Raw genomic sequence first — 23,673 nt, 5'->3', positions numbered from 1 at the left:
CCGTTCCCATGCCGAACACGGAAGTTAAGCGTCTCAGCGCCGAAAGTAGTTGGGGGATCTCCCCCTGTGAGGATAGGACGTTGCCAGGCCAACGCAGAAGACGATCAAGCATATGCTTGATCGTCTTTTTTTAATAGTCAATAGTTTAGGAGGGATAACAGATGGCTCCTTCTCGGAAAAATCCTTTTACATTTCTAGAGACTCTAGAACAGCATGTGAGTGAACATCGCGTATCTTTTCACGTCCCAGGACATCATAATGGCACCGTGATTGATAATACGTTACCGAATGCATTTGCTAAAGTAATGCCATATGATCTTACAGAACTAGCACATTTAGATGATTTGCATGATGCTTCTGGAATTATTGATCAAGCTGAAAAAGCATTAGGGAATCTGTATGCGAGTAAAAGTAAGTGGCTTGTCAACGGTTCAACTGTTGGAAACTGGAGTATGCTCGCAGCCACAGTAAAACGTGGGGAACGAGTATATGTTCAACGAAATTCACATAAATCTGTATGGAATGCAATTGAATGGCTAGGATTAAAACCTATCTTATTAACACCTACAATTGAACGAGGTACAGGAATTCCGACAGTGGTGACATTAGAAACAATTGAGCAGGCTGTTCAAAAATTTCCGGGAGGACGAGCCGTTATGTTAACATCTCCTACGTACTATGGAGATATGGCGGATATTCGTGCGATATCAAATTTTTTGTTGTCTTTGAAAATCCCCTTACTCGTCGATGAAGCACATGGTGCGCATTTGATTCATCCTAAATTGCTTCAGCGTTCTGCAATTTTTGAGGGAGCGAGTGCAGTCGTACAGTCTGCACATAAAACACTACCTGCATTGACGATGGGAGCTTGGATTCATTATAAAGAAGATATCGATGAAGTTCGGTTAAAACACGCATTGTCTTCCTTTCAGACATCGAGTCCTTCCTATCTTATTATGGCTTCATTAGACTATGCACGATCCTATTTAGAAAGCTTAACGGATGAAGCATGGTCTTCTATTCAAAAAAGTCATGCCCACTTTGTTCTAGAGCTGAAACGTGCCGGTTTTACTGTCAAAGTTGGGGATGACTTTACGAAAGTAACGGTCATGACTTATCCGAAAAATGGGTTGGTTTTTAGTGAACATCTTGCATCAATCGGAATCGATATTGAATTAGCGGCTGTGGATCATGTGTTATTCTGTTTACCATTAAGGGAAATAAAGAAACAGGAAATTGAGCACTGGATCAAATTAATCAAAAAAGCCGCTACGCACGTTCCAATTATTGATGAGGACGAAACAATTTTTCCGTTCCCTCAAACACAACGCGTATCTGAACTATATACGTTGATAGGTGATGAGCAAGTACAACGTGTATCCTTCAAGCAGGCAATAGGATCTGTCTCAGCAGAAACCGTGATTCCGTATCCGCCAGGCATTCCGTGGATTCTAAAAGGAGAGCGGATCACTGAGGAAAAAATACGTGTGCTCCTAGAGTGGATTTCTTTAGGGAGGAAGCTTCAAGCAAGTAAGCATGTTATGATAGAGCAAATTGATGTTATTGTAGAGGAGTTTTAAAAAGTGAGCGGAATGTTTATTACGGTTGAAGGACCGGATGGATCAGGTAAGTCCACGCAACTTCAGCTATTAGTTGAAAGTCTAACGCAAAAAGGATATGACATCGTGGTAACACGCGAACCTGGAGGAACAACTGTGGGCAATCAAATCCGCGAAGTCTTATTGTCCCCAGATCATCATGAGATGACACCGCGAGTGGAAATGATGCTCTACGCTGCTTCACGAGCACAGAATGTGGAACAAGTGATTCGTCCGGCATTAGAGCGAGGAGCAATTGTCCTTTGTGATCGATTCATTGATGCATCCATCGCCTATCAGGGCTACGGTCTACAATATGACCTTGATCAAATTCAGTCGCTAAATGAATGGGCAACGAACGGTTTGACACCCGATTTAACCTTTTTATTTGATTTGAGTCCCGAAAGAGCGAGTGCGCGCATGAAAGATCGAGGACAACTCGATCGGATCGAAAGTCGTGACCAAGCATTTCATGAGCGGGTCTACGAAGGATTCCAAACATTACTCAAACAGTACCCAGAACGAATCATCCGGATTGATGGCGATCAACCAATTGAATGCATTCAAGACGAGGTACTCGATTATACGATAGAACGATTACAACAAGGAGGCGTACAACGATGATGAAAATGGTGATTGCAATCGTACACGATAAGGATAGCGCACGTTTGTCTGACGCATTAGTCGAACAAGATTTTCGTGCGACGAAATTAGCTACAACAGGTGGCTTTTTAAAAGAGGGGAATACGACGTTTATGATGGGTATTCCACAAGAGCGTCTCGATGATTTAATGGATGTGATTCAATCAAACTGTTCGAGTCGCGATCAAATGATTACGCCAATCTCACCAATGGGAGGACATGCTGACTCTTACATTCCTTATCCGGTCGAAGTACAAGTCGGAGGCGCGACTGTATTTGTCTTGCCGATTGAAGGATTCCATCAGTTTTAATGGGAGTTGGGCATATGCGTTTTCAGGAGTTAAATGAGTCTCAAACAGTGGTCGCTCGAATCATCCAAAATTCAATCGTTTCGAATAAAGTAGGACATGCGTACATTTTCTCAGGAGATTATGAGCCATACTTGATTGAAACAGCCACATTGTTTGCGAAAGCCTTATTTTGTGAATCACCACAAGGGGCAGAGCCCTGTGGAGTGTGTCGAAACTGTCGACGCATAGATTCAAAAAATCTCGTCGACTACATCGAAGTGGAACCGGATGGAGCTAGTATTAAAAAAGAACAGATTCAACAATTACTCAGTGACCTATCATTGCGAGGAGCTGAAGGAGACCGTCAAGTATATGTCATTCATCAAGCCCATAAGATGACGACTCAAGCGGCAAATAGTTTATTGAAGTTCTTTGAAGAACCAGGTGTTGGGAAGCTCGCTATTTTAGTGACAACACAGCCACAGTTGCTTCTTCCGACGATTCGTTCACGTGCTCAACAACTTGCGTTCCGACCGATTGACCGTGCGAAGTTGGCACAGACGATGTCAGAAGAACGATCATGTACGTATGATTTGGCGTACCTCGCCTTGACCGTTTATCCGAAATGGGATGATGCGAAAGAAGCGCTTGAGCAGGAGTGGTTTGTACAGGCGTACGGGCTAGTGGTACAATTAATTGAAGTATTGACGAAACGACCTCAAGAGTTGCTCTTGTTCGCGCAAGAAAAATGGTTAGGGCATTTCAAAGGACGGAATGAATTGCGAGTTGGCCTTGAATTATTCGAACATTGGTTAGAGGAGGCACTTCATTTAAAAGTGCGAGATACGTATACTCTGAAACTGTTTAAGAATGAGGCTGCTTTATATCACGCATTTATCCAAAACCGATCTGTTTCTAAGCTCACACATGCAATTGAAAGTGTGCATGCGGCGATTCGACGACTCGAGGCAAACGTCAATCCTCAATTAACTTTCGAACGACTTTCGTTCGATTTGCAGAAAGGATAGAAGCGCGTGCTTGAAGTAGTTGGAGTCCGCTTTAAAGAAGCGGGAAAAATCTATTACTTTTCACCAGGCGATGCAACACTTAAACGTGGGGATCATGTCATCGTTGAAACAGTACGTGGCATTGAGTATGGTGAAGTCGTCCAAGTCGATAAACAACTCGGCGAAGATGAAGTCGTCATGCCGTTGAAGACGATCCTTCGCGTCGCGGACCAAAAGGATGCGGATATCGTACGCGATAATCGACTGGCAGCCGTTGATGCTCACGCCGTCTGTGAAGAAAAAATTCGAGAACATCAATTAGACATGAAGTTAGTCGATGTTGAGTATACATTTGATCGCAATAAAGTGATCTTTTATTTTACTGCCGAGGGTCGCGTCGACTTTCGAGAATTGGTAAAGGACTTAGCTAGTGTGTTTCGGACGCGAATTGAACTCCGACAAATCGGTGTTCGTGACGAAGCAAAGCTACTAAGTGGGATTGGACCATGTGGTCGAGTTCTTTGTTGTTCGTCATTTCTTGGGGAGTTTGAACCAGTCTCCATCAAAATGGCAAAAGACCAGAACCTTTCGTTAAATCCGAATAAGATTTCTGGCGTTTGTGGCCGTCTGATGTGCTGTTTGAAATATGAGAATGACACGTACGAAGAACTAAAACGCGATTTACCAGACGTCGGCAAGCGAATCAAAATTCCAGAAGGTGATGGTCGTGTAATCGGTCTCAACATTTTGGACCAACTTATTCAAGTTGAACTCCACGATCGGACGCGTGTCGTCACATATACGATTGATGAACTTGTTGAAGTGGGTGCGATTAAACGAAAACCGTCAAAACAGTGATGGGGTGCTGAGCAGTGGAAAGAATGGACAAAAAAGAAGTGATGATGCGTGTAGATGCAATCGAGCAACAGATGCAACTTTTAACGGAGCATTTGGGCGTGCTAAAAGAGCAGCTTGCCTATTTGCTTGAAGAGAACCAGCATATGTATCTAGAGAATCATCACTTGCGTGAAAAAGTCGAACAATTGGCAGAAGTTGATACGACAAATGGTGATTCACAAATCGCATTGTCTGGAAAAGGGCAGAATAATTTAGCTGCGCTGTATCAAGAAGGATTCCATATTTGTAACCTCCATTACGGACAGGTACGAAAAGATGGGGATTGTCTCTTCTGTTTGTCGATGCTCAATAAACATTAATACGGGGCGATAGATAGGGACTCCCTATCCGTCGCCTTTCTTTTATACAAGGAGGAAACAATGGTAACGGTAAAGGATGGAGAACGCCTCGATGATTTGCTAGGACGCCCAGGCAAGATTATTCAAAGTGACGATGTGTTCTCATTTTCATTAGATGCGGTGCTACTTGCAGAGTTTGTATGGGTACCGATTCAAAAAGGTCAGTTGGTCGACTTGTGCGCCGGTACGGGAGCAATTCCGCTTTTCTTGTCATATCGTACAAAAGGAACGATTACGGGTGTAGAGATTCAATCGAAACTCGTCGATATGGCGAATCGAAGCATGGCGGTCAATCGTCTCGAGGAGCGAATTCAAGTTGTAGAAGGGGACGTCAAAACGGCAGCAACCCAACTCGGACATGCACGTTATGATGTGGTCACATGCAATCCGCCATATTTTCTAGCGAATGAAACATCACTGCGGAATCAAAACGAACATCATACGATTGCCCGCCATGAGGTATTGTGCACGCTAGAAGATTGTATTAAAACGGCAAGTCAACTCGTCAAACCGGGAGGGAAAGTGGCGTTCGTGCATCGGCCAGAACGTTTACTCGATATCCTGACATTGATGCGTGCCTACCGAATTGAACCGAAGCGAATGCAGCTCGTATATCCGAAAGCTGGACGCGAAGCGAATACGTTATTAATCGAGGGATCGAAAGATGGAAAAGCAGGTCTTAAAATTTTACCACCATTTGTTGTATATGAAGAAGACGATACGTATACGGAAGAGATGCGAGTCATTCTCGATGCCTAAACATTATACGTATATCGTAGAATGTAAGGACGGGACGTATTATACAGGCTATACAACGGACGTGGAAAAACGGGTTCTTGCACATAATGCCGGAAAAGGGGCGAAGTATACGAAAGCGCGACTGCCCGTACGACTTCGGTATGTGCAATCGTTTGATACGAAGCGTGAGGCCATGCAGTATGAATGGTCAATCAAACAATTGACCCGTGGGCAAAAAGAGAAGTTGATGGAGGGGACGACTAATGAATTCACAGAAGAGTTATCAAACTGAACAACCGACGTTGTATGTCGTACCGACGCCAATCGGAAACTTGGAAGACATGACATATCGAGCGGTGCGAACGCTTCAAGAAGTGGATTTAATTGCAGCGGAAGATACTCGCCAAACGATGAAGCTTTGTCGTCACTTTGAGATTCCGACCAAGCTGATTAGCTATCATGAACATAATAAAGAAGTGAGTGGACCGAGACTGATTGAAGATCTTCTTGCCGGAAAGTCGATTGCCATCGTTTCAGATGCTGGAATGCCTGGTATTTCAGACCCCGGGAGTGATCTCGTTCGGTTAGCCATCAAGGCGAATATTCCGGTGGTCGTTTTACCTGGTGCCAATGCCGCCCTTACGGCGTTGGTTGCCTCAGGTCTTCCGACAGAGCGTTTTCTCTATTACGGTTTTTTGCCACGTAAAAAGAAAGATCGTGTCGATGTTCTCGAATCCATTCAATATGAGCCGGGCACGATTGTTTTTTATGAAGCTCCTCATCGATTGAAAGAGATGTTAACGGCGATTCGACAAGTGTTCGGGAATCGGCAAATTGTTTTGGGCCGAGAGTTAACAAAAACGTTCGAAGAGTTTTTGAGAGGGACCGTTGATGAAGCGTTACATTGGTGCGAAGGTGAAGTACGTGGGGAGTTTGTCGTCCTGGTGAGCGGTGCGACAGAAGCGGCTCCTACGACGACGTGGTGGGAGGCACTCTCTGTCTATGAACACGTCGTTCACTATATAGAAGAAGGATTGAAGCCGAATGCGGCTATCAAACAGACGGCGAAAGACCGTGGTGAGTCTCGAAACGATGTGTATGATGCGTACCATCAACTCCACAAAAAAGAGTAAGCAAGGAAATCCTTGCTTACTCTTCGCTGTAGTAGTTTTCGAGCATGTTCTTCAACTCAACGAGAACACGTTGTGCACCTTCTGGTGACAAGATGAGTTTGCCGTCAGCCAATTTGAAGTTATCGTCTGATACTTCACCTGTAACTTGGCAAGTCATGTTTGGCTTATATTTTTTCAAAACGATTTGATCGTTGTCGACGTAAATCTCGAGAGCATCTTTCTCTGCGATCCCAAGTGTACGGCGCAATTCGATTGGAATAACGACACGACCAAGCTCATCAACCTTACGAACAATACCTGTAGATTTCATTTGTGTTTCCTCCTCCAATGGTGTCGAAATCTCATGGTGACATGAATCGTCAAAATTCGACAATGTGACTACAGCAAAAAGCATACTAAACTTTCCAATTGCAGTCAACTGCTTACTATCTGGAAAAGCAATTTTTCGAAATTTGTCGAATCAAGAGCGATATATACCTAAATTTCCCCGATAGTTTGAACTTGAAACAAAGAAAGGGTATTTTTGGAACATTTATGACGTATAAAACGCAAAAAAATTCCAAACAATTAGTTTTGGAAATTCTTTTGTCGAACCGTGTATAATGAGAATTGCATATGTCGAAAGGATGGAGAATAAATCATGGCGAAGCCGACTTTTTATATTACAACCCCAATTTATTATCCGAGTGCGAAATTGCACATCGGTCACGCATATACCACGGTAGCAGGTGATGCGGTTGCTCGCTACAAACGTTTAAAAGGATTTGATGTCCGTTATTTAACAGGGACGGATGAGCATGGTCAAAAGATTCAAGAAAAGGCAAAAGAAGCAGGCGTGACGCCACAAGCCTTCGTCGATGAAGTCGTGGAAGAAATCAAAGTTTTATGGGACCGCCTTGAAATCTCATACGATGACTACATCCGTACGACAGAAGATCGTCATAAGAAGGTTGTCGAACACGTCTTTGAGACGTTACTTAAAAATGGAGATATCTATCTTGGTGAATACGAAGGATGGTATTCCGTACCTGATGAGACGTACTATACGGAATCACAACTCGTTGATGGAAAAAGTCCTGACAGCGGACATCCGGTCGAGCTCGTGCGTGAAGAGTGTTATTTCTTCCGCCTCAGCAAATACGCGGATCGCTTGATTGAATATTTCGAGTCACATCCTGAATTCATCTTGCCGGAATCTCGTAAGACCGAGATGATTAACAACTTCTTGAAGCCAGGTCTCCAAGATTTGGCGGTGTCGCGTACGACGTTTGATTGGGGCGTACAAGTCCCGTCGAATCCGAAGCACGTTGTTTATGTGTGGGTCGACGCCCTCACGAACTACATCTCGTCACTCGGGTACGGGACAGACAACGACGAGCTCTTCAATCGCTACTGGCCAGCTGATGTCCATTTAGTCGGGAAGGAGATCGTTCGTTTCCACACGATTATTTGGCCAGCGCTCTTAATGGCGCTTGACCTTCCGTTACCAAAACAAGTATTTGCGCACGGTTGGTTGCTCATGAAGGACGGGAAGATGTCCAAATCAAAAGGAAACGTAGTAGATCCAATTCCATTGATTGACCGCTACGGACTCGATTCTGTTCGTTACTACCTTCTTCGTGAAGTGCCGTTCGGAGCAGACGGTACATTCACACCAGAAGCGTTCGTCGATCGCTTGAACTTTGATTTAGCGAACGATCTTGGAAACTTATTGAATCGTACGATCGCAATGATTAAAAAGTATTTCGACGGGAATATTCCGGCTTATAACGGAAATGTCACAGCGTTTGACGATGCCTTGTTAAGCATGGTGAAGGAAACGACTCGCAAAACAGAAGAAGCCATGGAGCACATGGAGTTTTCGGTCGCCCTCACAAACATCTGGCAACTCGTCAGTCGCGCGAATAAATATATCGATGAGACACAACCATGGGTTCTCGTGAAAGATGAATCGAAACGGGAAGAGTTAGCATCTGTCATGACACACCTTGCGGGCGTACTTCGTCATGTTGCGATTATGATTCAACCGTTCATGACACGTGCCCCGAAAGAGATGTTCCGTCAACTCGGACTCGAAGGGGAAGACATGTCGTGGGAGGCACTAGATACGTTCGCCGACTTCAATGACGCTGTCGTAACGGATGGTACACCAATCTTCCCACGTCGCGATGTGAAGGAAGAAGTGGATGCGATTCAAGAAATGATGCGTCAAGCGTCGAAAGCACGTATCGAAGAAACAGAAACAACGACTGAGGAAGTCGATGAAGATGTTCGTCCTGAAATCACAATCGACGTTTTTGACCAAGTCGAATTCCGTGTCGGTCAAATCGTAGAAGCCGATAAGATCAAAAAAGCGAAGAAACTGTTGAAACTTCAAGTCGATCTCGGAAAAGAGACACGTCAAATTGTGTCGGGCATCGCTGAATGGTATGCGCCTGAAGATTTAGTTGGCAAAAAAGTCATCGTTGTCGCAAACTTGAAACCAGTCAAGCTTCGTGGAGAATTGTCACAAGGGATGATTTTAGCTGCGGACCGTGATGGGAAGCTAGAACTCGCGACAGTCTCTGATCAGATGCCGAACGGTGCCATCGTCAAATAATGAAATGGGGGAGACCACGGTCTCCCTCTCTTTTTCTAAGGAGGAAACAAGATGTTGATTGATACACACACGCATATTAACGCGGAACAGTTCAATGAAGATGTGGAAGAGACGATTGAGCGGGCGAGAGAAGCAGGCGTTTCTCCGCTACTTGTCGTCGGATTTGATACGCCGACGATTGACCGAGCCATCGAGCTAGCCGAGGCACATGAAGACATCTATGCCATCGTAGGATGGCACCCTGTCGATGCGATCGATTGTACGGATGCTGATTTAGAGCGGATCGAGACGCTCATGAGTCATCCGAAAGTGATGGCACTCGGTGAAATTGGTCTTGACTATCACTGGGACAAGTCACCGAAAGACGTGCAACAGCGTTTATTCCGTCAACAAATTGCCATCGCGAAGCGGACAAACATGCCAATCGTTATCCATAACCGCGAAGCGACGGCAGATGTGCTCGATATTTTAGAAGAGGAACATGCGGAGGAAGTCGGTGGGGTGTTCCATAGTTACAGCATGTCTGTAGAACTTCTCCCTCGCTGCCTAGACTTGAACTTCTATATTTCCTTAGGAGGACCGGTCACGTTCAAAAATGCAAAAGTTCCAAAACAAGTCGCACAAGAAGTACCGTTAGATCGTCTTCTTGTCGAAACGGACTGCCCTTACTTGACGCCGACTCCGTTCCGCGGAAAACGCAACGAACCGGCATATGTGAAATACGTCGCGGAAGAAATTGCGTCACTTCGAGATATGCCATACGAGGAACTAGAAGAAGCAACGACGGCCAATGCGAAGAAGCTGTTCCGTCTCCCATGATCAAGCGCGTATTCGCCAGTATAGGCGTGATTGTAACTGCGTCTGTCGCATACGTGATGTTGCAACCTGAAACGATTCAGGTCATCGATGATGGTGTGATGATTGAGCATGAGACACGAGCCGATTCCGTTCTCGAGGTACTCGAGGAATTGAATATCACATTGGATGAAACGGATTACGTCACACCGGCACTGAGTGAGGACGTTCCGGAAGATCGTCTCATTCGAATCGAACGTTCACATGAGGTCTCACTCCAAATCGGGTACGGACAAACCGAATCGATTCAAACGAGAGAACGGACCGTGGAAGACGTGTTATTACGGTATGGGGTGACCGTACGGGATGGAGACACGATCTATCCGTCTGTACGCACACCCGTGACGAATGGAATGACGATTCGCTATCAACCCGTTGTTGCAGTCAATCTCATTGTCGGGGAAGATGCGTCGACCATCTATACGATGGCAACGAATGTGGAGCAATTACTAAGAGAAGAGAAAATTGATGTGACAGAGCGTGATACCGTATTACCAGACGCATCGACCCCGATACGAGAAGGCATGACGGTTACAGTCAATACGAATCGTGATGTCGTCCAATATGAAAGTCAGTTGATTCCATACGATATGGTCGAGGAAGAGGATGACACGCTTGAAGAAGGTGTGAAGCAAACCGTGCAGGTCGGAGTTCCTGGACTCGAACGAACAAGGTATGCACTTACGGTGGAAAATGGTACAATTACGAATCGTACGAAAACGGATGTCGAGACGTTACGTAAAGCGATACCACAGGTGATCAAAGTAGGTACGAAGAAAGTCACAGAGCCCGTTACAGAACCTACGACAGCGGACGAATCGAGCCCGTTCATTCCAGAAGCTGAAGTCGAGATTGTGGAACCGCCGAAAACGGACGACGTATTAGATTTCTCATCCGCGAAGCAGTTACTCGTGGAAGCGACGGCTTATACGAACAATCCAGAAGATACGGTGACGTATGACGGACGCGTGCTGACAAGAAGCGGTTATGATGTAACGGACACGATTCTCTTTGAAGGCATGCGCATCATCGCCGTCGACCCGGCCATCATTCCTCTCGGTACTCGCGTGTATGTTGAAGGAATTGGCATGGCGATTGCTCTAGATACGGGTAGCGCAATCAAAGGTCAAAAAATCGACATCATGATGGATGAGTTGGAGGAGGCTGTGACGTTTGGTCGCAAACCACTTACCATCTGGGTCATTCCGAAGCAGGAAGAAGAGAAAGAAGGAACAGACAATGCGTGAGAAAATACAAGAAATTATTGTCGTAGAAGGACGTGACGATACGGCACGACTTCAGGAAGTGTTTGAGGTCGATACGATTGAGACGAACGGCTCTGCCGTATCTGATCAGACAATCGAACGGATTCGCCGTGCGCAAGAGAAGCGTGGAGTTATCATTTTAACCGATCCGGATTATCCGGGAGATCGTATTCGATCAATCGTCGAAGAGCGGGTCAAAGGGTGTAAACATGCTCACCTGCCACGGGCCGAGGCAAAAGGCAAACGTGGGAAGATTGGGGTAGAACATGCGAGCCCGGAATCGCTTCGTCGCGTCTTGCGCGCCGTATTTGAACCACGTGTTGAAACGAATCAACCGATCGTCACGCGAAAAATGGTATTAGATGCGGATTTAATCGGTGGGGCCGCAGCGGCGATACGTCGGAAACGACTCGGTGTATTGCTTCGCATCGGCGAGCCGAATGCGAAACAATTTGTGAAACGAGTCGAGGCGCTCGGTGTCACGGTCGAAGAGTGGGAGCAAGCACTTGCTCAATTAGAGGAGGAACAGGGTTGAAAGATATTGCAACAATTCAACGAACAAAAGCGATTTTAGAGCGACATGGTTTTTCATTCAAAAAATCGCTCGGTCAAAACTTTTTAATCGATTTAAATATTTTAAGTAAGATTGTCGGAGCGGCAGAACTTAGTGAATCGAGTGGTGTCCTCGAAATCGGACCAGGAATCGGGTCGTTGACTGAGCAATCAGCCAAGCGCGCCAAGAAAGTCGTAGCACTTGAGATTGATCAGCGTCTTTTACCGATTCTTGAAGATACGATGTCCCCATATCCTCATGTTAAAGTCATCCACGGTGACGCTTTAGAAATGAATTTACGCGAGATTGTCGAACAAGAATTTTTAAAAGAAGGCATTGAAGACATCTCGGTTGTCGCCAACTTACCATACTATGTCACAACACCGATTATCATGCGATTGCTTGAGAGTGGTGTGAAATTCCGTTCGCTCGTCATGATGATTCAAAAAGAAGTGGCAGAGCGCATCGGGGCAAAACCGGGAACGAAAGCATACGGTTCGCTATCGATTGCGATTCAGTATTATGCCGAGGCGCAAGTCAGCTTTGTCGTACCTAAAAATGTGTTTATTCCAGCTCCGAACGTCGATTCGGCAGTCATTACACTTCGGATGCGCAAAGAACCTGCCGTACAAGTGAAAGATGAGGGCTTTTTCTTTGATGTTGCACGAGCAAGCTTCGCGCAACGCCGTAAAACCATCCTAAACAACTTAACAAATTATATTGGAAAAGAACACAAAGTCGAGCTTGAGCGTGCGCTTCACGAGGCAGGAATTGACCCGAAACGTCGAGGAGAGACGCTAAGCCTAGAAGAATTCGCACGATTGTCTGACACAATTTTACCACTTAAAAATAGTTGACGACCTTAAAACGAGTCGTTATAATATTAAACTTTATTTTCATATTCAATTATGCTATACTTGTAACAGTGAGGTGAAGCGTATGCCAAAGACGTTACAAGAAATCAGACAGAAACTCGAATCGCATGTTGGTGAACGATTGACGTTGAAAGCAAACGGCGGTCGTAAGAAAGTCGTTACTCGGTTTGGAACGCTCGTTGAGACATATCCTGCGGTGTTCGTTGTGAAATTGGATGAAGACCTGCACAATGTGGAACGTGTCTCGTATAGCTACGCTGATGTCCTAACGGATACAGTTAAAATTGAATTCGGCAATTGATTTATAAATGAGGGGCGGATGCATTGGCAGCTGCTTCTTTTTTTGTGCGCCTGTTTACGGTACAATGTCGAACAGGAGACAAATGGGAAGGGTGAACGTGATGCGCACGATTAGTGTGAAAGCGCCGGCAAAAATTAATTTGACGCTCGATGTCCTCGGGAAGCGTCCGGACGGCTATCATGAAGTAGAAATGGTAATGACGACAGTCGATTTAGCAGACCGCTTAGAGTTAACGGTTTTAGATTCGGATGAAATTCGGATTCAATCGGAGCACGCCTATGTGCCAAATGATCATCGGAACTTGGCGTATCGGGCTGCAGAGTTGTTGCGTGAACGGTTTAATATTCAACAAGGCGTTGAGATTGTACTCGATAAACAAATTCCGGTAGCAGCTGGACTTGCTGGTGGCTCGAGTGATGCGGCTGCGACGCTTCGCGGGATGAACGAATTATTCTCGTTAAACTTGTCGCTAGAGGAACTAGCAGAGCTCGGTGCGGAAATCGGATCGGACGTTTCATTCTGCGTCATCGGCGGAACAGCCATTGCTAGAGGGCGCGGTGAGCAGTTAGAGATGATTCCGGCACCGCCTCCATGCTATGTCGTACTTGGAAAACCGAAACTAGGGGTATCGACCGCCGATGTGTATCGCGCCGTGCGTATGGATGAAGTTCATCATCCGAACACAAGTGCGATGGTCGAGGCAATCCGTCAAAAAGACTTTCATGGAATTTGCGAAAATCTTGGAAACTCACTCGAGAGTGTGACACTCAAGCTTCACCCAGAAGTGAACCAAATCAAAGAAACGATGCGGCATTGTGGGGCAGAAGGTGTACTGATGAGCGGTAGTGGACCGACTGTCTTTGCACTCATTGAACATGAGCAAAAGGCGCATCGAATCTATAACGGTCTAAAAGGATTTTGCCCAGAAGTATTCGTCGTTCGGATTCTCGGCAAAAGACATTGAACAAAAACGAATGAAAGTGATATATTCTCATTAGAACATTCGTTTATTATTGAAGATGTGAAGGAGAATCCGTATGAAAATTCGTAGAAGTGGTCGTCTCGTTGATATGACCCGTTATTTGCTTGACCATCCGCATCAGCTTGTCTCGTTGTCGATGTTTTCAAGTCGCTATAAAGCTGCCAAGTCGTCCATTAGTGAGGACTTAGTCATTGTGAGTGAGATGCTGTCCCATGATGGGATTGGAAAGCTTGTTACCGTCCCTGGTGCAGCGGGTGGTGTGATGTTTATTCCAGGATGGAGTAAAGAAAAGTCGCTTGAGATGATTGATACGCTCTGTGAGCAACTATCAAAGCCTGAACGTCTCTTACCAGGAGGGTACCTCTACCTAACGGATGTACTCGGCAATCCGAGTCAGGTAAAACCGATGGGCCAAGTCTTTGCGTCCGTGTTCGCTGACCGTAAAGTGGATGTGGTCATGACGATTGCGACGAAAGGGATTCCTATTGCCTATGCTGTCGCAGAACAATTAGGCGTTCCATTTGTCATCGTCCGTTCAGATAGTCGTGTAACAGAAGGGTCAACCGTCAGTATCAATTATGTGTCAGGTTCTTCGAAAGCGATTCGCACAATGGCGCTCGCACGTCGTAGTCTGCCACGTGGGGCGAATGTGCTCTTAATCGATGACTTCATGAAAGCGGGGGGAACGATTCGGGGGATGATGAGTCTCTTGAACGAATTCGAGGCGAATCTTGCAGGTGTCGGTGTCTTGATGGAAGCAGAAGGTGCCGAGAAAAAGATGGTCAGCGAATATGTTAGCTTAATGAAATTGACGAACGTTGACCCGGATGAAGGTCTCGTCACCATTTCACGGGGGAATGTGGAACAGTTCCTAAAATGATTGGCAAAATTTTGATTTCGTTTTATGATTAGAGGGTATAGAGTTATCAATATCGAGTCATGACGTTCGTTCGAAACCAACTGAACCTTACAGAAGACCACACCATGGCATAGACAACGATGAAAAAGGGGATGCGAAACATGCAGATCACAGACGTAAAAATTCGCAAAGTCGCGACAGAAGGCAGAATGAAAGCGTTGGCCTCAATCACACTTGACCATGAATTCGTTGTACATGACCTTCGAATCATCGAAGGAAGTAGCGGTCTATTTGTCGCCATGCCGAGCAAACGGACACCAGAAGGGATCTTTCGGGATATTGCGCATCCAATCAATGGGGAGATGCGACAGAAAGTTGAAGCGGCTGTATTGGAAACCTATTCCAATATGGAAGTGGATGTGCTGGATCCCCAGCACGTGTCTTACGGCACGAATGAATGACAGCAAACAGCGGTTAGGTTGCCTACCGCTGTTTTTTTGCGTTTCAATGGTTAAGGAATGGTACAACTATTGAAACGAAGGCATGGTTTCGATATAGTAGAAACGGTGTAAATAGGATTTAGTTGCAGAAAAGCCGAACTATACAGACCAATCACAGCTGTTGTGAGATAGGAGCGAATCAAGAATGGAGCGTTTTGCAGTCATTTTGGCAGCAGGAAAAGGAACGCGAATGAAGTCGAAGCTTTATAAAGTACTTCATCCGGTTCTAGGAAAACCAATGGTCGAGCATGTTGTCGATCAATTAGACCAAATCGGTGTCAGTCGTCAAATCGTAATCGTTGGCCATGGGGCGGAAGCGGTACAAGATACGCTCGGCACACGGGTAGAGTATGCAGTCCAAGAACAACAACTTGGCACAGGGCATGCTGTTCAAATGGCAGAAGCAGAGCTTGCGGGTAAATCAGGAGCGACACTTGTCGTCTGTGGAGATACACCGTTACTGACGGCAGAGACGTTAGAAGCCCTTCTCGCTCATCATGAAGCGCAACAAGCGAAAGTTACTGTACTGACTGCGATTGCAGACGATGCGACAGGATACGGTCGTGTCATTCGTGGCGAAGATGGGAACGTGACGAAAGTCGTTGAGCATAAAGATGCTTCCGAGACCGAACTTGCCATCAACGAAATCAATACGGGAACGTACGTGTTCGATAACGAGTTATTGTTCGACGCGCTCAAACAAGTCGGAAACAATAACGCACAAGGCGAATACTATTTGCCTGACGTCATCTCGATTGCAAAAGAAGCTGGCGAAGTCGTCGCGGCACATACGGCACCTACGTTCGATGAGACAATCGGAGTCAATGATCGCGTTGCCTTGTCACAGGCAGAAGCAATCATGCGTAAACGCACGAACGAACGTCTCATGCGTGAAGGAGTCACGTTCATGGATCCTGCATCAACGTACATTTCTCCAGATGTGGTGATTGGTTCGGATACGGTCATTTATCCGGGTACGGTCATCCTCGGGAAAACTACGATTGGTTCAGAATGTGTCATCGGACCGAACTCAGACATCCGCAATAGTGTGATTGAAGATCATGCTGTCGTGCGCCAGTCTGTTGTGACAGATAGCAAAATCGGTGAAGCGGCTCAGGTCGGACCGTTCGCTCACTTGCGTCAACAAGCTGTACTTGGTGCGAATACACGCGTCGGAAACTTCGTTGAGATTAAAAAATCGTCGTTCGGTGACGGTGCGAAAGCTTCGCACTTGAGCTACATTGGGGATGCGTCAATCGGTGAACGTGTCAACTTAGGTTGTGGATCAATCACGGTAAACTATGACGGCAAGAACAAGTTCGAGACAGTTGTAGAGGACGATGCGTTCGTCGGCTGCAACGTAAACTTGATTGCCCCGGTAAAAGTCGGAAAAGGTGCGATTGTCGCAGCTGGTTCGACGATTACGAATGACGTACCGGAAGAGGCGCTCGCGATTGCACGTGAACGCCAAACGAATAAAGAAGGTTACACAAAACGATAACTAGCTGCCAATCATTATGGAAAACGATGGAGGAGAATCCTAAACATGTCTACTGTATACGAACGAGAAATTCGTCTATTTAGCTTAAACTCGAACCGCCCGCTTGCTGAAGAAATCGCGAAAGAAATCGGTGTCCCGCTCAGTGATTGCCAAGTCAAACGTTTCAGCGACGGTGAACTCTATATCAACATCGAGGAAAGTGTTCGTGGAGATGATGTGTATGTCATCCAATCAACAAGCTCACCTGTAAACGAAACGCTCATGGAATTGCTCGTCATGATCGATGCACTCAAACGTGCTTCTGTCCGGACAATCAATATCGTGATGCCTTATTACGGGTATGCACGTCAAGACCGTAAAGCGCGCTCACGTGAGCCGATCACAGCGAAGCTTGTCGCTGACCTTTTGACGGTAGCAGGTGCGACACGCGTCATCACAATGGACTTGCATGCAGCGCAAATCCAAGGATTCTTCAATATTCCGGTGGACCAATTACTCGGTGTACCGCTCATCTCGACTTACTTTGAAACTGAAGAGTTTCAAGCGAAAGATATCGTGGTTGTCTCTCCGGATCACGGTGGCGTGACACGTGCACGTAAATTGGCAGAACGTTTGAAAGCTCCGATCGCCATCATCGATAAGCGTCGTCCGAAAGCGAACGTCGCTGAAGTAATGAACATCGTCGGAAGCGTTGAAGGGAAAACAGCAATTTTGATTGATGATATCATCGATACAGCTGGAACGATCACACTTGCAGCGGATGCAATCGTCGAAGCGGGCGCGAAAGAAGTGTATGCGTCTTGTACGCATCCAGTCCTTTCTGGTCCAGCGATGGAGCGTATCGACAACTCATCGATCAAAGAGTTGGTTGTCTTAAATACAATCGATTTGACGGGTCGTCCTTGCTCGAGCAAGATCAAGCAGATGTCGGTTGCCCATTTGCTTGGGGAAGCGATCATGCGTGTCCACGAGCACAAATCGGTCAGTACCCTATTCGATTAAAAAACGAGGCCCGGAGGCATTCGCCTTTGGGCTTTTTTGTTCAGGAGGAAAGAATATGAAATGCATCGTCGGTCTTGGAAACCCTGGGAAAAAGTTTGAGATGACCCGACATAATGTTGGTTTTTTGGCGATTGATCGTCTTGCTGAAAAACATGGGATCTCGTTGAATGAAGCGAAGTTTAATGCCCTTATGGGAACGGGAAGAATCAATGGTGAACGCGTTGTACTTGTTAAACCCCTTACGTATATGAATTTGTCGGGTGAAGCCGTTCGTCCAATTTTAGATTATTATAAAATTGAGATTGACGATTTACTTGTGATTTATGACGATTTGGATATGGTGCCAGGAAAACTCCGCTTCCGTCCAAAAGGGAGTGCGGGTGGTCACAACGGAATCAAATCGCTCATTCAGCACTTAGGGACCGCCGAATTCAAGCGCTTGAAGCTTGGAATTGGTCGTCCTCCTCATCCGATTAAAGTCGTCGACTGGGTGTTGATGAACTATCGGAAAGAGGACTTGCTGGAATTGAACGAAACACTCGACAAAGCCGTAACCGCAGCCACTGATTTTGTAGACACAGATTGGCTAGCGCTGATGAATCGATACAACTAAAGGGTCATAGCACCCTTTTTTGTCGTATGAGTTGGAGGAAAACAAATGAATGCTTTAGAGAGATTTATGGTGGCGCTCCCGGAGACGAACGTGATTCGTGAGCGGCTACAAAAAGTAGACCGTCAACTAGTAACAGGACTGACGACAAGTGCGAAAGCTCTCGTCCTCGCAGGACTTGTTAAATCGTCATCGAGACGTCTCGTCGTCGTGACGCATAATATGTATCAAGCACAAAAAATGTTCGATCAACTCGAATCACTCATCGGACCGGAAAAAACATTACTTTATCCGATTGATGAAACGCTGGCCGGTGAACTGTCGCTGACATCTAGTCCTGAGCTGTTGGCCGCTCGAATCGATGCCCGTACTCGTCTCCTTGACCAAACAGGAGGCGTCGTTGTCGTGCCGCTCGGTGGATTACGACGCTATATGCCGAGTCCGGAAGCATGGCAACATAGTCGCGTCATGTTGAAGCCGGGAAGTGACCTTGAATTGGCAGACTTTGCGAAGCAATTGACGGACATGGGATATGAGCGAACCGCGACCGTGACGACACCTGGCGAATTTTCGGTACGAGGCAGTATTTTAGACGTCTACCCGCTCACGGAAGCGCGTCCGTATCGGATTGATTTATTTGATACCGAAATCGATTCGATTTTTACATTCGATGCCGAAACGCAACGTTCGCTCGGTGTGGTAGGGGAAGTGTGTATTACGCCTGCTACCGAGTTCATCGCCACCGAAGATCAGTTGAAACAAGCCGGACGTTCACTCCGGAAACAATATGACCGAACTGTGGAGTTGATTGAGAACGAAGTGATTCGTCAAGCACTTGAGGAGGGCGTCGTAACCGACATCGAGCGCTTAGAACGTGGCGATTTCCCGAACAAGGTTGGAAAGTATTCACCATTACTTTATACATCCACTCTCTTAGACTACGTAGGCAAAGACGCCGTACTCATTCTAGACGAAGTGGCACGAATCGATGATGCTGCGGACGTGCAAGACCGGGAAGAGGCAGAATGGTTCTCTTCACTCATCGAAAAAGGGGAGGCCGTCAGCAATTACACGCTTGCTGTCCCGATGCACAAAGTGTTTCGTGACTTGAAACAAGTGGCGTTCTCGCTACTTCCATCTCGTCGCTCTGGGATTCCAGAAACCGCGACGGTCCATTTGAGCTGTCGTCCACTACCGGCGTTTCATGGACAGATGCACCTGTTAAAGCAGGAAGTAGAGCGATGGCAACAAGGGGACCAACGGATTGTCGTGCTTGCGGGAGACAAGTCGCGTGCTGACAAGATTGAGGCGCTCCTTTCAGACTACGGCATTCATTCAACGTTCACGAATGTAGACGGTGAATTAGAGCCGAGACGTGTATCGGTCATCATCGGTCAAATCGAGGGTGGGTTCGAATTGTCGACGAGTCGTCTCGTCGTCGTATCGGAAGAAGAATTGTTCAAACGTGTGACGAAACGGAAGCGTCAGACGAAGAATTTAACGAACGCAGAACGAATTAAGAGCTATCAAGAGTTGAAGCCGAACGACTATGTCGTCCATGTACATCATGGAATCGGGAAGTACTTAGGCATTAAGACGATCGAGGTCGGAGGTATTCACCAGGACTATCTTCACCTTGTTTATGCCGGGGATGATGCACTCTACGTACCGGTCGATCAAATCGACCTTGTCCAAAAATACGTCGGTGCTGAAGGCAAAGAACCGAAGATTTATAAACTTGGGGGCACTGAGTGGAAGAAAGTTAAATCGAAAGTCGCCAAGTCGGTTGAAGACATTGCCGATGAACTCATTAAATTGTACGCGGCACGAGAAGCTTCAGTCGGTTTTGCGTTTCCGCCGGATGATGAGGAGATGGGTCAGTTTGAATCCTCATTCCCTTATGCTGAGACAGAAGACCAGGTCCGCTCGATTGCTGAGATTAAAGCAGACATGGAACGCTCGCGTCCGATGGATCGTCTTTTATGTGGAGATGTCGGGTATGGAAAAACAGAAGTGGCGATCCGGGCGGCATTCAAAGCAGTGCTCGCTGGGAAACAAGTCGCGTTTCTCGTCCCGACGACCGTCCTCGCTCAACAGCATTATGAAACGATGCTCGAGCGGTTCAGTGAATTTCCAATCAACGTGTCTGTCATGAGTCGCTTCCGCTCGAAGAGTGAAATGGCGGCGACGAAGAAAGGTTTGAAGGAAGGCACGATTGATATTGTTGTCGGAACACACCGAGTGTTGTCAAAAGACGTGGCATTCGCAAATCTCGGCCTCGTCATCGTCGATGAAGAGCAACGATTTGGCGTCAAACATAAAGAACGTCTAAAACAGCTGAAGACGAATATCGACGTGCTCACGTTGACGGCCACACCGATTCCGCGAACACTTCATATGTCGATGATTGGAATCCGCGATTTGTCTGTGTTGGAAACCCCGCCAGAGAACCGATACCCGGTCCAGACGTATGTCATGGAATATGACGGCATTGTCCTACGTGAAGCGTTAGAGCGTGAACTCGCTCGTGGAGGACAGGCTTTCTTCCTTTACAACCGTGTCGAAGGTATCGAACGGAAAGCGGAGGAGATTCGGGCCTTGTTACCGGAAGCACGTATCGCGACAGCACACGGACGTATGACCGAGAGTGAACTCGAGAGCCAGTTGATCAGCTTCCTAGAAGGGGAGGCAGATATTTTAGTGTCGACCACGATTATCGAGACAGGGATTGATATTCCAAACGTCAACACGCTCATCGTTCATGATGCTGACAAGATGGGGCTATCCCAACTGTATCAACTCCGGGGTCGCGTCGGACGTTCGAATCGCATCGCTTATGCTTACTTCACATATCGGAAAGATAAGCGCTTGACCGAAGTGGCAGAAAGTCGTCTTCAAGCCATTAAAGAGTTCACGGAACTCGGGAGCGGCTTCAAGATTGCGATGCGCGACTTGTCAATTCGAGGTGCTGGTAACTTGCTAGGTGCGCAACAATCTGGATTCATCGATTCGGTCGGTTTCGATCTCTACTCACAAATGCTCTCCGAAGCGATTGAAGAACGGAAAGATCGGATGCGTGGACAAGCGAAACAAGTTGTCTTCAAGCCAGAAATCTCCTTCCAAGCGGATGCCTATATCCCGGATGACTATTTGTCGGATAGCGAATTGAAGATTGAGATGTACAAGCGTTTCAAATATGTAGATACACCAAATGCACTGTTTGCCTTACAAGACGAATTGATTGAGCGGTTCGGCGAATTCCCAGAGCCGGTCGCGCTTCTCATTCAACTGACGCGTCTACGGATTTATGGAGAACTGGCGAAAGTGAGTCGAATCAAGCAAACATCTGGGCGCATTGAAATTGTCTTATCGAAAGACTCGACGACTGCCCTTGATGTACCGTCCTTCATGGAATGGACGATGCCGCTCGGTCGTAAACTAGGAATCGGTCAAGAAGACGGTGCCCTGAAATTGTCACTCAGCGGTCGAATGCCATTAACAGAGCTCTTGAATGATGCCGATACTGTATTAGAAGAACTGATGAAGCGGTTGGTGGGCGATGCGGTCGCCAAGTAAGTTTGCGCAAGGTGTCGTCCTGTTCGCTCTTGCCGGTTACGTATCGAAGCTGATCAGTTTCGCTTATCGTGTCCCGTATCAAAACTTGGCGGGTGACTTCGGACTCTATGCGTATCAAACCGTCTATCCGTTCGCTGCGATCGTAGCATCACTCGGAATTTATGCGATGCCGGTCGTCATTGCGAAAATCGGTGTGGGCGCGAAGGGGTCGAACCAGAAATTAGAAGTGTTATGGGGCAGTTTTTATGCGTTGCTTCTTCTATCGATAACACTTGTTATAACCGTGTGGCTGTTCGCACCGACACTTGCCAGATTACTAGGGGATGAACAGTTGGCCCCGGCACTTCGCGTCATTAGTTTGAGTTATTTGCTCATGCCGGCGTCTGCTGTATTACGAGGTGCTTTTCAATCGAGAGACGATTTACGACCGAGCGCATGGTCGCAAGTGTTAGAAAATTTCGTACGCGTGACGGTCATGCTATCGCTATTATGGGTCGGGGTACGTCTTGGGAAAGATGCCTACGTCCTCAGTCAATACGCATATGGCGCGACGCTCGTCGGTGGAGTTGTGGCGATTGCCTTTTTAATCTATCAGGCGCGTGGCTTACGAACTGTAAAAGTACGGCGCACCACTTTTCAAAATGGGTTGCGCCTATTGTTGACGACGGGATTTGCGGTCGGGTTTGCCTCGCTCGGGATTTTATGGATGCAGCTAGTGGATTCCTTTACCATTGTTAATTTGATGGGGGGGACGTACGAGGCGAAGGTGAGCAAAGGTGTATTCGATCGAGGGTACCCACTTGTCCAATTTGCCATCTTATTTACAACGACGATCGGCATGGCTAACGTGCCAACACTCGTCCGACATTATCGAGCGGGACATTTGCAAAAAACGACGCAAGGGCTCCGTTCGATGATTCGGGTCACAACAGCCATTGCGGGTGCGGCGACCGTCGGGTTGATGGGAGTCATGTTTTTCTTGAATGTGGCCTTATTTGAAGATGGATCAGGCACGCGGGCGCTCGTGCTCTTGGCGACGAGTACATTCGCGGCATCGTTAGCGATTGCAAGCATGACCTGCCTTCAAGCAATCGACCGAGAATGGATTGCGGCTCGCAGTATGATTGTTGGGATTTTAGCAAAGGGTGTCGTAAACGTAGGGCTTGTTCCCATCTATGGGATTGAAGGGGCGGCCATCGGTACCTCACTCGGCTTTTTGGCGATGGCGTTTTATAACTTTCGAGCGCTCGACCGTTCGATTCCGCTCGGCTCGTTTCGGTCGAAGCATTACAAATCACTTTCGAAAGCGCTGGTCCCCATGTTCTTCCTCATTGCCGTGTTAAACTGGATTGGACAGATGTGGGTCGATTCACGAATCGCAGCCTTCGGATGGTTAATCGGAATGGTGTGTAGTGGAGCCGTCCTTTATATATGGAGATTATGGAGCACTCGAATGCTGTCCCTCACGGAATGGGAATTGATCCCGTTCGGAGGACGCCTACTCGATTTGCTCGAAAAAAAGGAGAACTAG

Annotated in this window: 24 protein-coding genes and 1 rRNA gene; 24 read left to right on the top strand and 1 reads right to left on the bottom strand. The window is 46.8% G+C overall.

The window, feature by feature from the left end; translation table 11 throughout:
• The 10 genes from rrf to rsmI form a co-directional block, all read left to right on the top strand.
• Nucleotides 1-89: ribosomal RNA gene (gene rrf / locus KNO87_RS15100) — 5S ribosomal RNA — on the top strand; the annotation flags it as partial.
• A gap of 72 nt (nucleotides 90-161) precedes the next feature.
• Complete coding sequence (locus tag KNO87_RS15095; RefSeq protein WP_214796649.1) at nucleotides 162-1,580, top strand: aminotransferase class I/II-fold pyridoxal phosphate-dependent enzyme; 1,419 nt, start codon at nucleotides 162-164, stop codon at nucleotides 1,578-1,580.
• 3 nt (nucleotides 1,581-1,583) lie between these two features.
• A complete protein-coding gene (tmk, locus tag KNO87_RS15090; protein WP_214796651.1) occupies nucleotides 1,584-2,222 on the top strand; it encodes a dTMP kinase in 639 nt (212 codons plus the stop codon).
• Nucleotides 2,222-2,551 carry a cyclic-di-AMP receptor gene (locus KNO87_RS15085; protein ID WP_031421800.1) on the top strand — a complete coding sequence of 110 codons (330 nt, stop codon included), beginning with the start codon at nucleotides 2,222-2,224 and terminating at the stop codon, nucleotides 2,549-2,551. The genes tmk and KNO87_RS15085 overlap by 1 nt, the downstream gene beginning before the upstream one ends.
• Nucleotides 2,552-2,565: 14 nt before the next feature.
• Nucleotides 2,566-3,558 carry a DNA polymerase III subunit delta' gene (locus KNO87_RS15080; RefSeq protein ID WP_214791180.1) on the top strand — a complete coding sequence of 331 codons (993 nt, stop codon included), beginning with the start codon at nucleotides 2,566-2,568 and terminating at the stop codon, nucleotides 3,556-3,558.
• Between the two features lie 6 nt (nucleotides 3,559-3,564).
• The gene (locus tag KNO87_RS15075; RefSeq protein ID WP_214791178.1) at nucleotides 3,565-4,395 is read left to right on the top strand and encodes a PSP1 domain-containing protein; all 831 of its coding nucleotides are present in this window, start codon (nucleotides 3,565-3,567) and stop codon (nucleotides 4,393-4,395) included.
• A gap of 23 nt (nucleotides 4,396-4,418) precedes the next feature.
• Nucleotides 4,419-4,754, top strand: coding sequence for a DNA replication initiation control protein YabA (gene yabA / locus KNO87_RS15070; RefSeq protein WP_012727746.1), 336 nt, complete (start codon nucleotides 4,419-4,421; stop codon nucleotides 4,752-4,754).
• 60 nt (nucleotides 4,755-4,814) lie between these two features.
• On the top strand, nucleotides 4,815-5,552 hold the full coding sequence (locus tag KNO87_RS15065; protein ID WP_214791176.1) for a tRNA1(Val) (adenine(37)-N6)-methyltransferase: 738 nt from the start codon (nucleotides 4,815-4,817) through the stop codon (nucleotides 5,550-5,552).
• The gene (locus KNO87_RS15060; protein WP_214796653.1) at nucleotides 5,545-5,823 is read left to right on the top strand and encodes a GIY-YIG nuclease family protein; all 279 of its coding nucleotides are present in this window, start codon (nucleotides 5,545-5,547) and stop codon (nucleotides 5,821-5,823) included. The genes KNO87_RS15065 and KNO87_RS15060 overlap by 8 nt, the downstream gene beginning before the upstream one ends.
• Complete coding sequence (gene rsmI, locus KNO87_RS15055; RefSeq protein WP_214796655.1) at nucleotides 5,795-6,664, top strand: 16S rRNA (cytidine(1402)-2'-O)-methyltransferase; 870 nt, start codon at nucleotides 5,795-5,797, stop codon at nucleotides 6,662-6,664. Before KNO87_RS15060 ends, rsmI begins: the two co-directional genes overlap by 29 nt.
• A gap of 16 nt (nucleotides 6,665-6,680) precedes the next feature.
• Here rsmI and KNO87_RS15050 read toward each other — a convergent pair whose 3' ends face one another.
• Nucleotides 6,681-6,974, bottom strand: a complete 294-nt coding sequence (locus KNO87_RS15050; RefSeq protein WP_012727742.1) for a transition state genes transcriptional regulator AbrB — start codon at nucleotides 6,972-6,974, stop codon at nucleotides 6,681-6,683.
• A gap of 330 nt (nucleotides 6,975-7,304) precedes the next feature.
• On the opposite strand from KNO87_RS15050, the gene metG reads away from it, so the two are divergent.
• The 14 genes from metG (at nucleotide 7,305) to KNO87_RS14980 (ending at nucleotide 23,673) form a co-directional block, all read left to right on the top strand.
• Nucleotides 7,305-9,263, top strand: a complete 1,959-nt coding sequence (metG, locus tag KNO87_RS15045; RefSeq protein ID WP_214791170.1) for a methionine--tRNA ligase — start codon at nucleotides 7,305-7,307, stop codon at nucleotides 9,261-9,263.
• Between the two features lie 51 nt (nucleotides 9,264-9,314).
• The gene (locus tag KNO87_RS15040; RefSeq protein ID WP_214791168.1) at nucleotides 9,315-10,082 is read left to right on the top strand and encodes a TatD family hydrolase; all 768 of its coding nucleotides are present in this window, start codon (nucleotides 9,315-9,317) and stop codon (nucleotides 10,080-10,082) included.
• Nucleotides 10,079-11,365: a 3D domain-containing protein gene (locus KNO87_RS15035; protein WP_214796657.1), complete on the top strand. Its 1,287-nt coding sequence runs from the start codon at nucleotides 10,079-10,081 to the stop codon at nucleotides 11,363-11,365. The genes KNO87_RS15040 and KNO87_RS15035 overlap by 4 nt, the downstream gene beginning before the upstream one ends.
• On the top strand, nucleotides 11,358-11,918 hold the full coding sequence (rnmV, locus tag KNO87_RS15030; protein WP_214791164.1) for a ribonuclease M5: 561 nt from the start codon (nucleotides 11,358-11,360) through the stop codon (nucleotides 11,916-11,918). Before KNO87_RS15035 ends, rnmV begins: the two co-directional genes overlap by 8 nt.
• On the top strand, nucleotides 11,915-12,793 hold the full coding sequence (rsmA, locus tag KNO87_RS15025) for a 16S rRNA (adenine(1518)-N(6)/adenine(1519)-N(6))-dimethyltransferase RsmA (protein WP_214791163.1): 879 nt from the start codon (nucleotides 11,915-11,917) through the stop codon (nucleotides 12,791-12,793). The genes rnmV and rsmA overlap by 4 nt, the downstream gene beginning before the upstream one ends.
• A gap of 82 nt (nucleotides 12,794-12,875) precedes the next feature.
• A complete protein-coding gene (locus KNO87_RS15020) occupies nucleotides 12,876-13,112 on the top strand; it encodes a Veg family protein (RefSeq protein WP_012727736.1) in 237 nt (78 codons plus the stop codon).
• A gap of 100 nt (nucleotides 13,113-13,212) precedes the next feature.
• Nucleotides 13,213-14,076 carry a 4-(cytidine 5'-diphospho)-2-C-methyl-D-erythritol kinase gene (gene ispE / locus KNO87_RS15015; protein WP_214796660.1) on the top strand — a complete coding sequence of 288 codons (864 nt, stop codon included), beginning with the start codon at nucleotides 13,213-13,215 and terminating at the stop codon, nucleotides 14,074-14,076.
• Nucleotides 14,077-14,149: 73 nt separating this feature from the next.
• Nucleotides 14,150-14,974: a pur operon repressor gene (purR, locus tag KNO87_RS15010; RefSeq protein WP_214791159.1), complete on the top strand. Its 825-nt coding sequence runs from the start codon at nucleotides 14,150-14,152 to the stop codon at nucleotides 14,972-14,974.
• A gap of 140 nt (nucleotides 14,975-15,114) precedes the next feature.
• Nucleotides 15,115-15,414: a septation regulator SpoVG gene (spoVG, locus tag KNO87_RS15005; RefSeq protein ID WP_214761672.1), complete on the top strand. Its 300-nt coding sequence runs from the start codon at nucleotides 15,115-15,117 to the stop codon at nucleotides 15,412-15,414.
• Between the two features lie 184 nt (nucleotides 15,415-15,598).
• On the top strand, nucleotides 15,599-16,954 hold the full coding sequence (gene glmU / locus KNO87_RS15000; RefSeq protein ID WP_214791155.1) for a bifunctional UDP-N-acetylglucosamine diphosphorylase/glucosamine-1-phosphate N-acetyltransferase GlmU: 1,356 nt from the start codon (nucleotides 15,599-15,601) through the stop codon (nucleotides 16,952-16,954).
• A 45-nt stretch (nucleotides 16,955-16,999) separates the two neighbouring features.
• Nucleotides 17,000-17,956, top strand: a complete 957-nt coding sequence (locus tag KNO87_RS14995; protein ID WP_012727731.1) for a ribose-phosphate diphosphokinase — start codon at nucleotides 17,000-17,002, stop codon at nucleotides 17,954-17,956.
• Nucleotides 17,957-18,011: 55 nt separating this feature from the next.
• The gene (pth, locus tag KNO87_RS14990) at nucleotides 18,012-18,569 is read left to right on the top strand and encodes an aminoacyl-tRNA hydrolase (RefSeq protein ID WP_214796662.1); all 558 of its coding nucleotides are present in this window, start codon (nucleotides 18,012-18,014) and stop codon (nucleotides 18,567-18,569) included.
• Between the two features lie 45 nt (nucleotides 18,570-18,614).
• Entirely contained in the window at nucleotides 18,615-22,142 is a 3,528-nt protein-coding gene (gene mfd, locus KNO87_RS14985; protein ID WP_214796664.1) for a transcription-repair coupling factor, read from the top strand.
• The gene (locus tag KNO87_RS14980; protein ID WP_214796666.1) at nucleotides 22,126-23,673 is read left to right on the top strand and encodes a polysaccharide biosynthesis protein; all 1,548 of its coding nucleotides are present in this window, start codon (nucleotides 22,126-22,128) and stop codon (nucleotides 23,671-23,673) included. Before mfd ends, KNO87_RS14980 begins: the two co-directional genes overlap by 17 nt.

The sequence above is a fragment of the Exiguobacterium sp. s34 genome (assembly GCF_018617435.1).
Lineage (GTDB): Bacteria > Bacillota > Bacilli > Exiguobacteriales > Exiguobacteriaceae > Exiguobacterium > Exiguobacterium aestuarii.
The sequence above is the reverse complement of the archived record's forward strand: the minus strand, read 5'-3'. Positions and strand labels throughout refer to the sequence as shown.

Bases quoted from the DNA above. Each gene is read 5' to 3' on its own strand.
- KNO87_RS15035 (WP_214796657.1), top strand. From the start codon at position 10,079: ATGATCAAGCGCGTATTCGCCAGTATAGGCGTGATTGTAACTGCGTCT.
- rnmV (WP_214791164.1), top strand. From the start codon at position 11,358: ATGCGTGAGAAAATACAAGAAATTATTGTCGTAGAAGGACGTGACGAT.
- KNO87_RS15085 (WP_031421800.1), top strand. From the start codon at position 2,222: ATGAAAATGGTGATTGCAATCGTACACGATAAGGATAGCGCACGTTTG.
- KNO87_RS15065 (WP_214791176.1), top strand. From the start codon at position 4,815: ATGGTAACGGTAAAGGATGGAGAACGCCTCGATGATTTGCTAGGACGC.
- glmU (WP_214791155.1), top strand. From the start codon at position 15,599: ATGGAGCGTTTTGCAGTCATTTTGGCAGCAGGAAAAGGAACGCGAATG.
- KNO87_RS15095 (WP_214796649.1), top strand. From the start codon at position 162: ATGGCTCCTTCTCGGAAAAATCCTTTTACATTTCTAGAGACTCTAGAA.
- metG (WP_214791170.1), top strand. From the start codon at position 7,305: ATGGCGAAGCCGACTTTTTATATTACAACCCCAATTTATTATCCGAGT.
- spoVG (WP_214761672.1), top strand. From the start codon at position 15,115: ATGCAGATCACAGACGTAAAAATTCGCAAAGTCGCGACAGAAGGCAGA.
- KNO87_RS15040 (WP_214791168.1), top strand. From the start codon at position 9,315: ATGTTGATTGATACACACACGCATATTAACGCGGAACAGTTCAATGAA.
- pth (WP_214796662.1), top strand. From the start codon at position 18,012: ATGAAATGCATCGTCGGTCTTGGAAACCCTGGGAAAAAGTTTGAGATG.
- rsmI (WP_214796655.1), top strand. From the start codon at position 5,795: ATGAATTCACAGAAGAGTTATCAAACTGAACAACCGACGTTGTATGTC.
- purR (WP_214791159.1), top strand. From the start codon at position 14,150: ATGAAAATTCGTAGAAGTGGTCGTCTCGTTGATATGACCCGTTATTTG.
- KNO87_RS15050 (WP_012727742.1), bottom strand. From the start codon at position 6,974: ATGAAATCTACAGGTATTGTTCGTAAGGTTGATGAGCTTGGTCGTGTC.
- KNO87_RS15020 (WP_012727736.1), top strand. From the start codon at position 12,876: ATGCCAAAGACGTTACAAGAAATCAGACAGAAACTCGAATCGCATGTT.
- yabA (WP_012727746.1), top strand. From the start codon at position 4,419: ATGGACAAAAAAGAAGTGATGATGCGTGTAGATGCAATCGAGCAACAG.
- KNO87_RS14995 (WP_012727731.1), top strand. From the start codon at position 17,000: ATGTCTACTGTATACGAACGAGAAATTCGTCTATTTAGCTTAAACTCG.
- KNO87_RS15080 (WP_214791180.1), top strand. From the start codon at position 2,566: ATGCGTTTTCAGGAGTTAAATGAGTCTCAAACAGTGGTCGCTCGAATC.
- KNO87_RS15060 (WP_214796653.1), top strand. From the start codon at position 5,545: ATGCCTAAACATTATACGTATATCGTAGAATGTAAGGACGGGACGTAT.
- ispE (WP_214796660.1), top strand. From the start codon at position 13,213: ATGCGCACGATTAGTGTGAAAGCGCCGGCAAAAATTAATTTGACGCTC.
- mfd (WP_214796664.1), top strand. From the start codon at position 18,615: ATGAATGCTTTAGAGAGATTTATGGTGGCGCTCCCGGAGACGAACGTG.
- KNO87_RS14980 (WP_214796666.1), top strand. From the start codon at position 22,126: ATGCGGTCGCCAAGTAAGTTTGCGCAAGGTGTCGTCCTGTTCGCTCTT.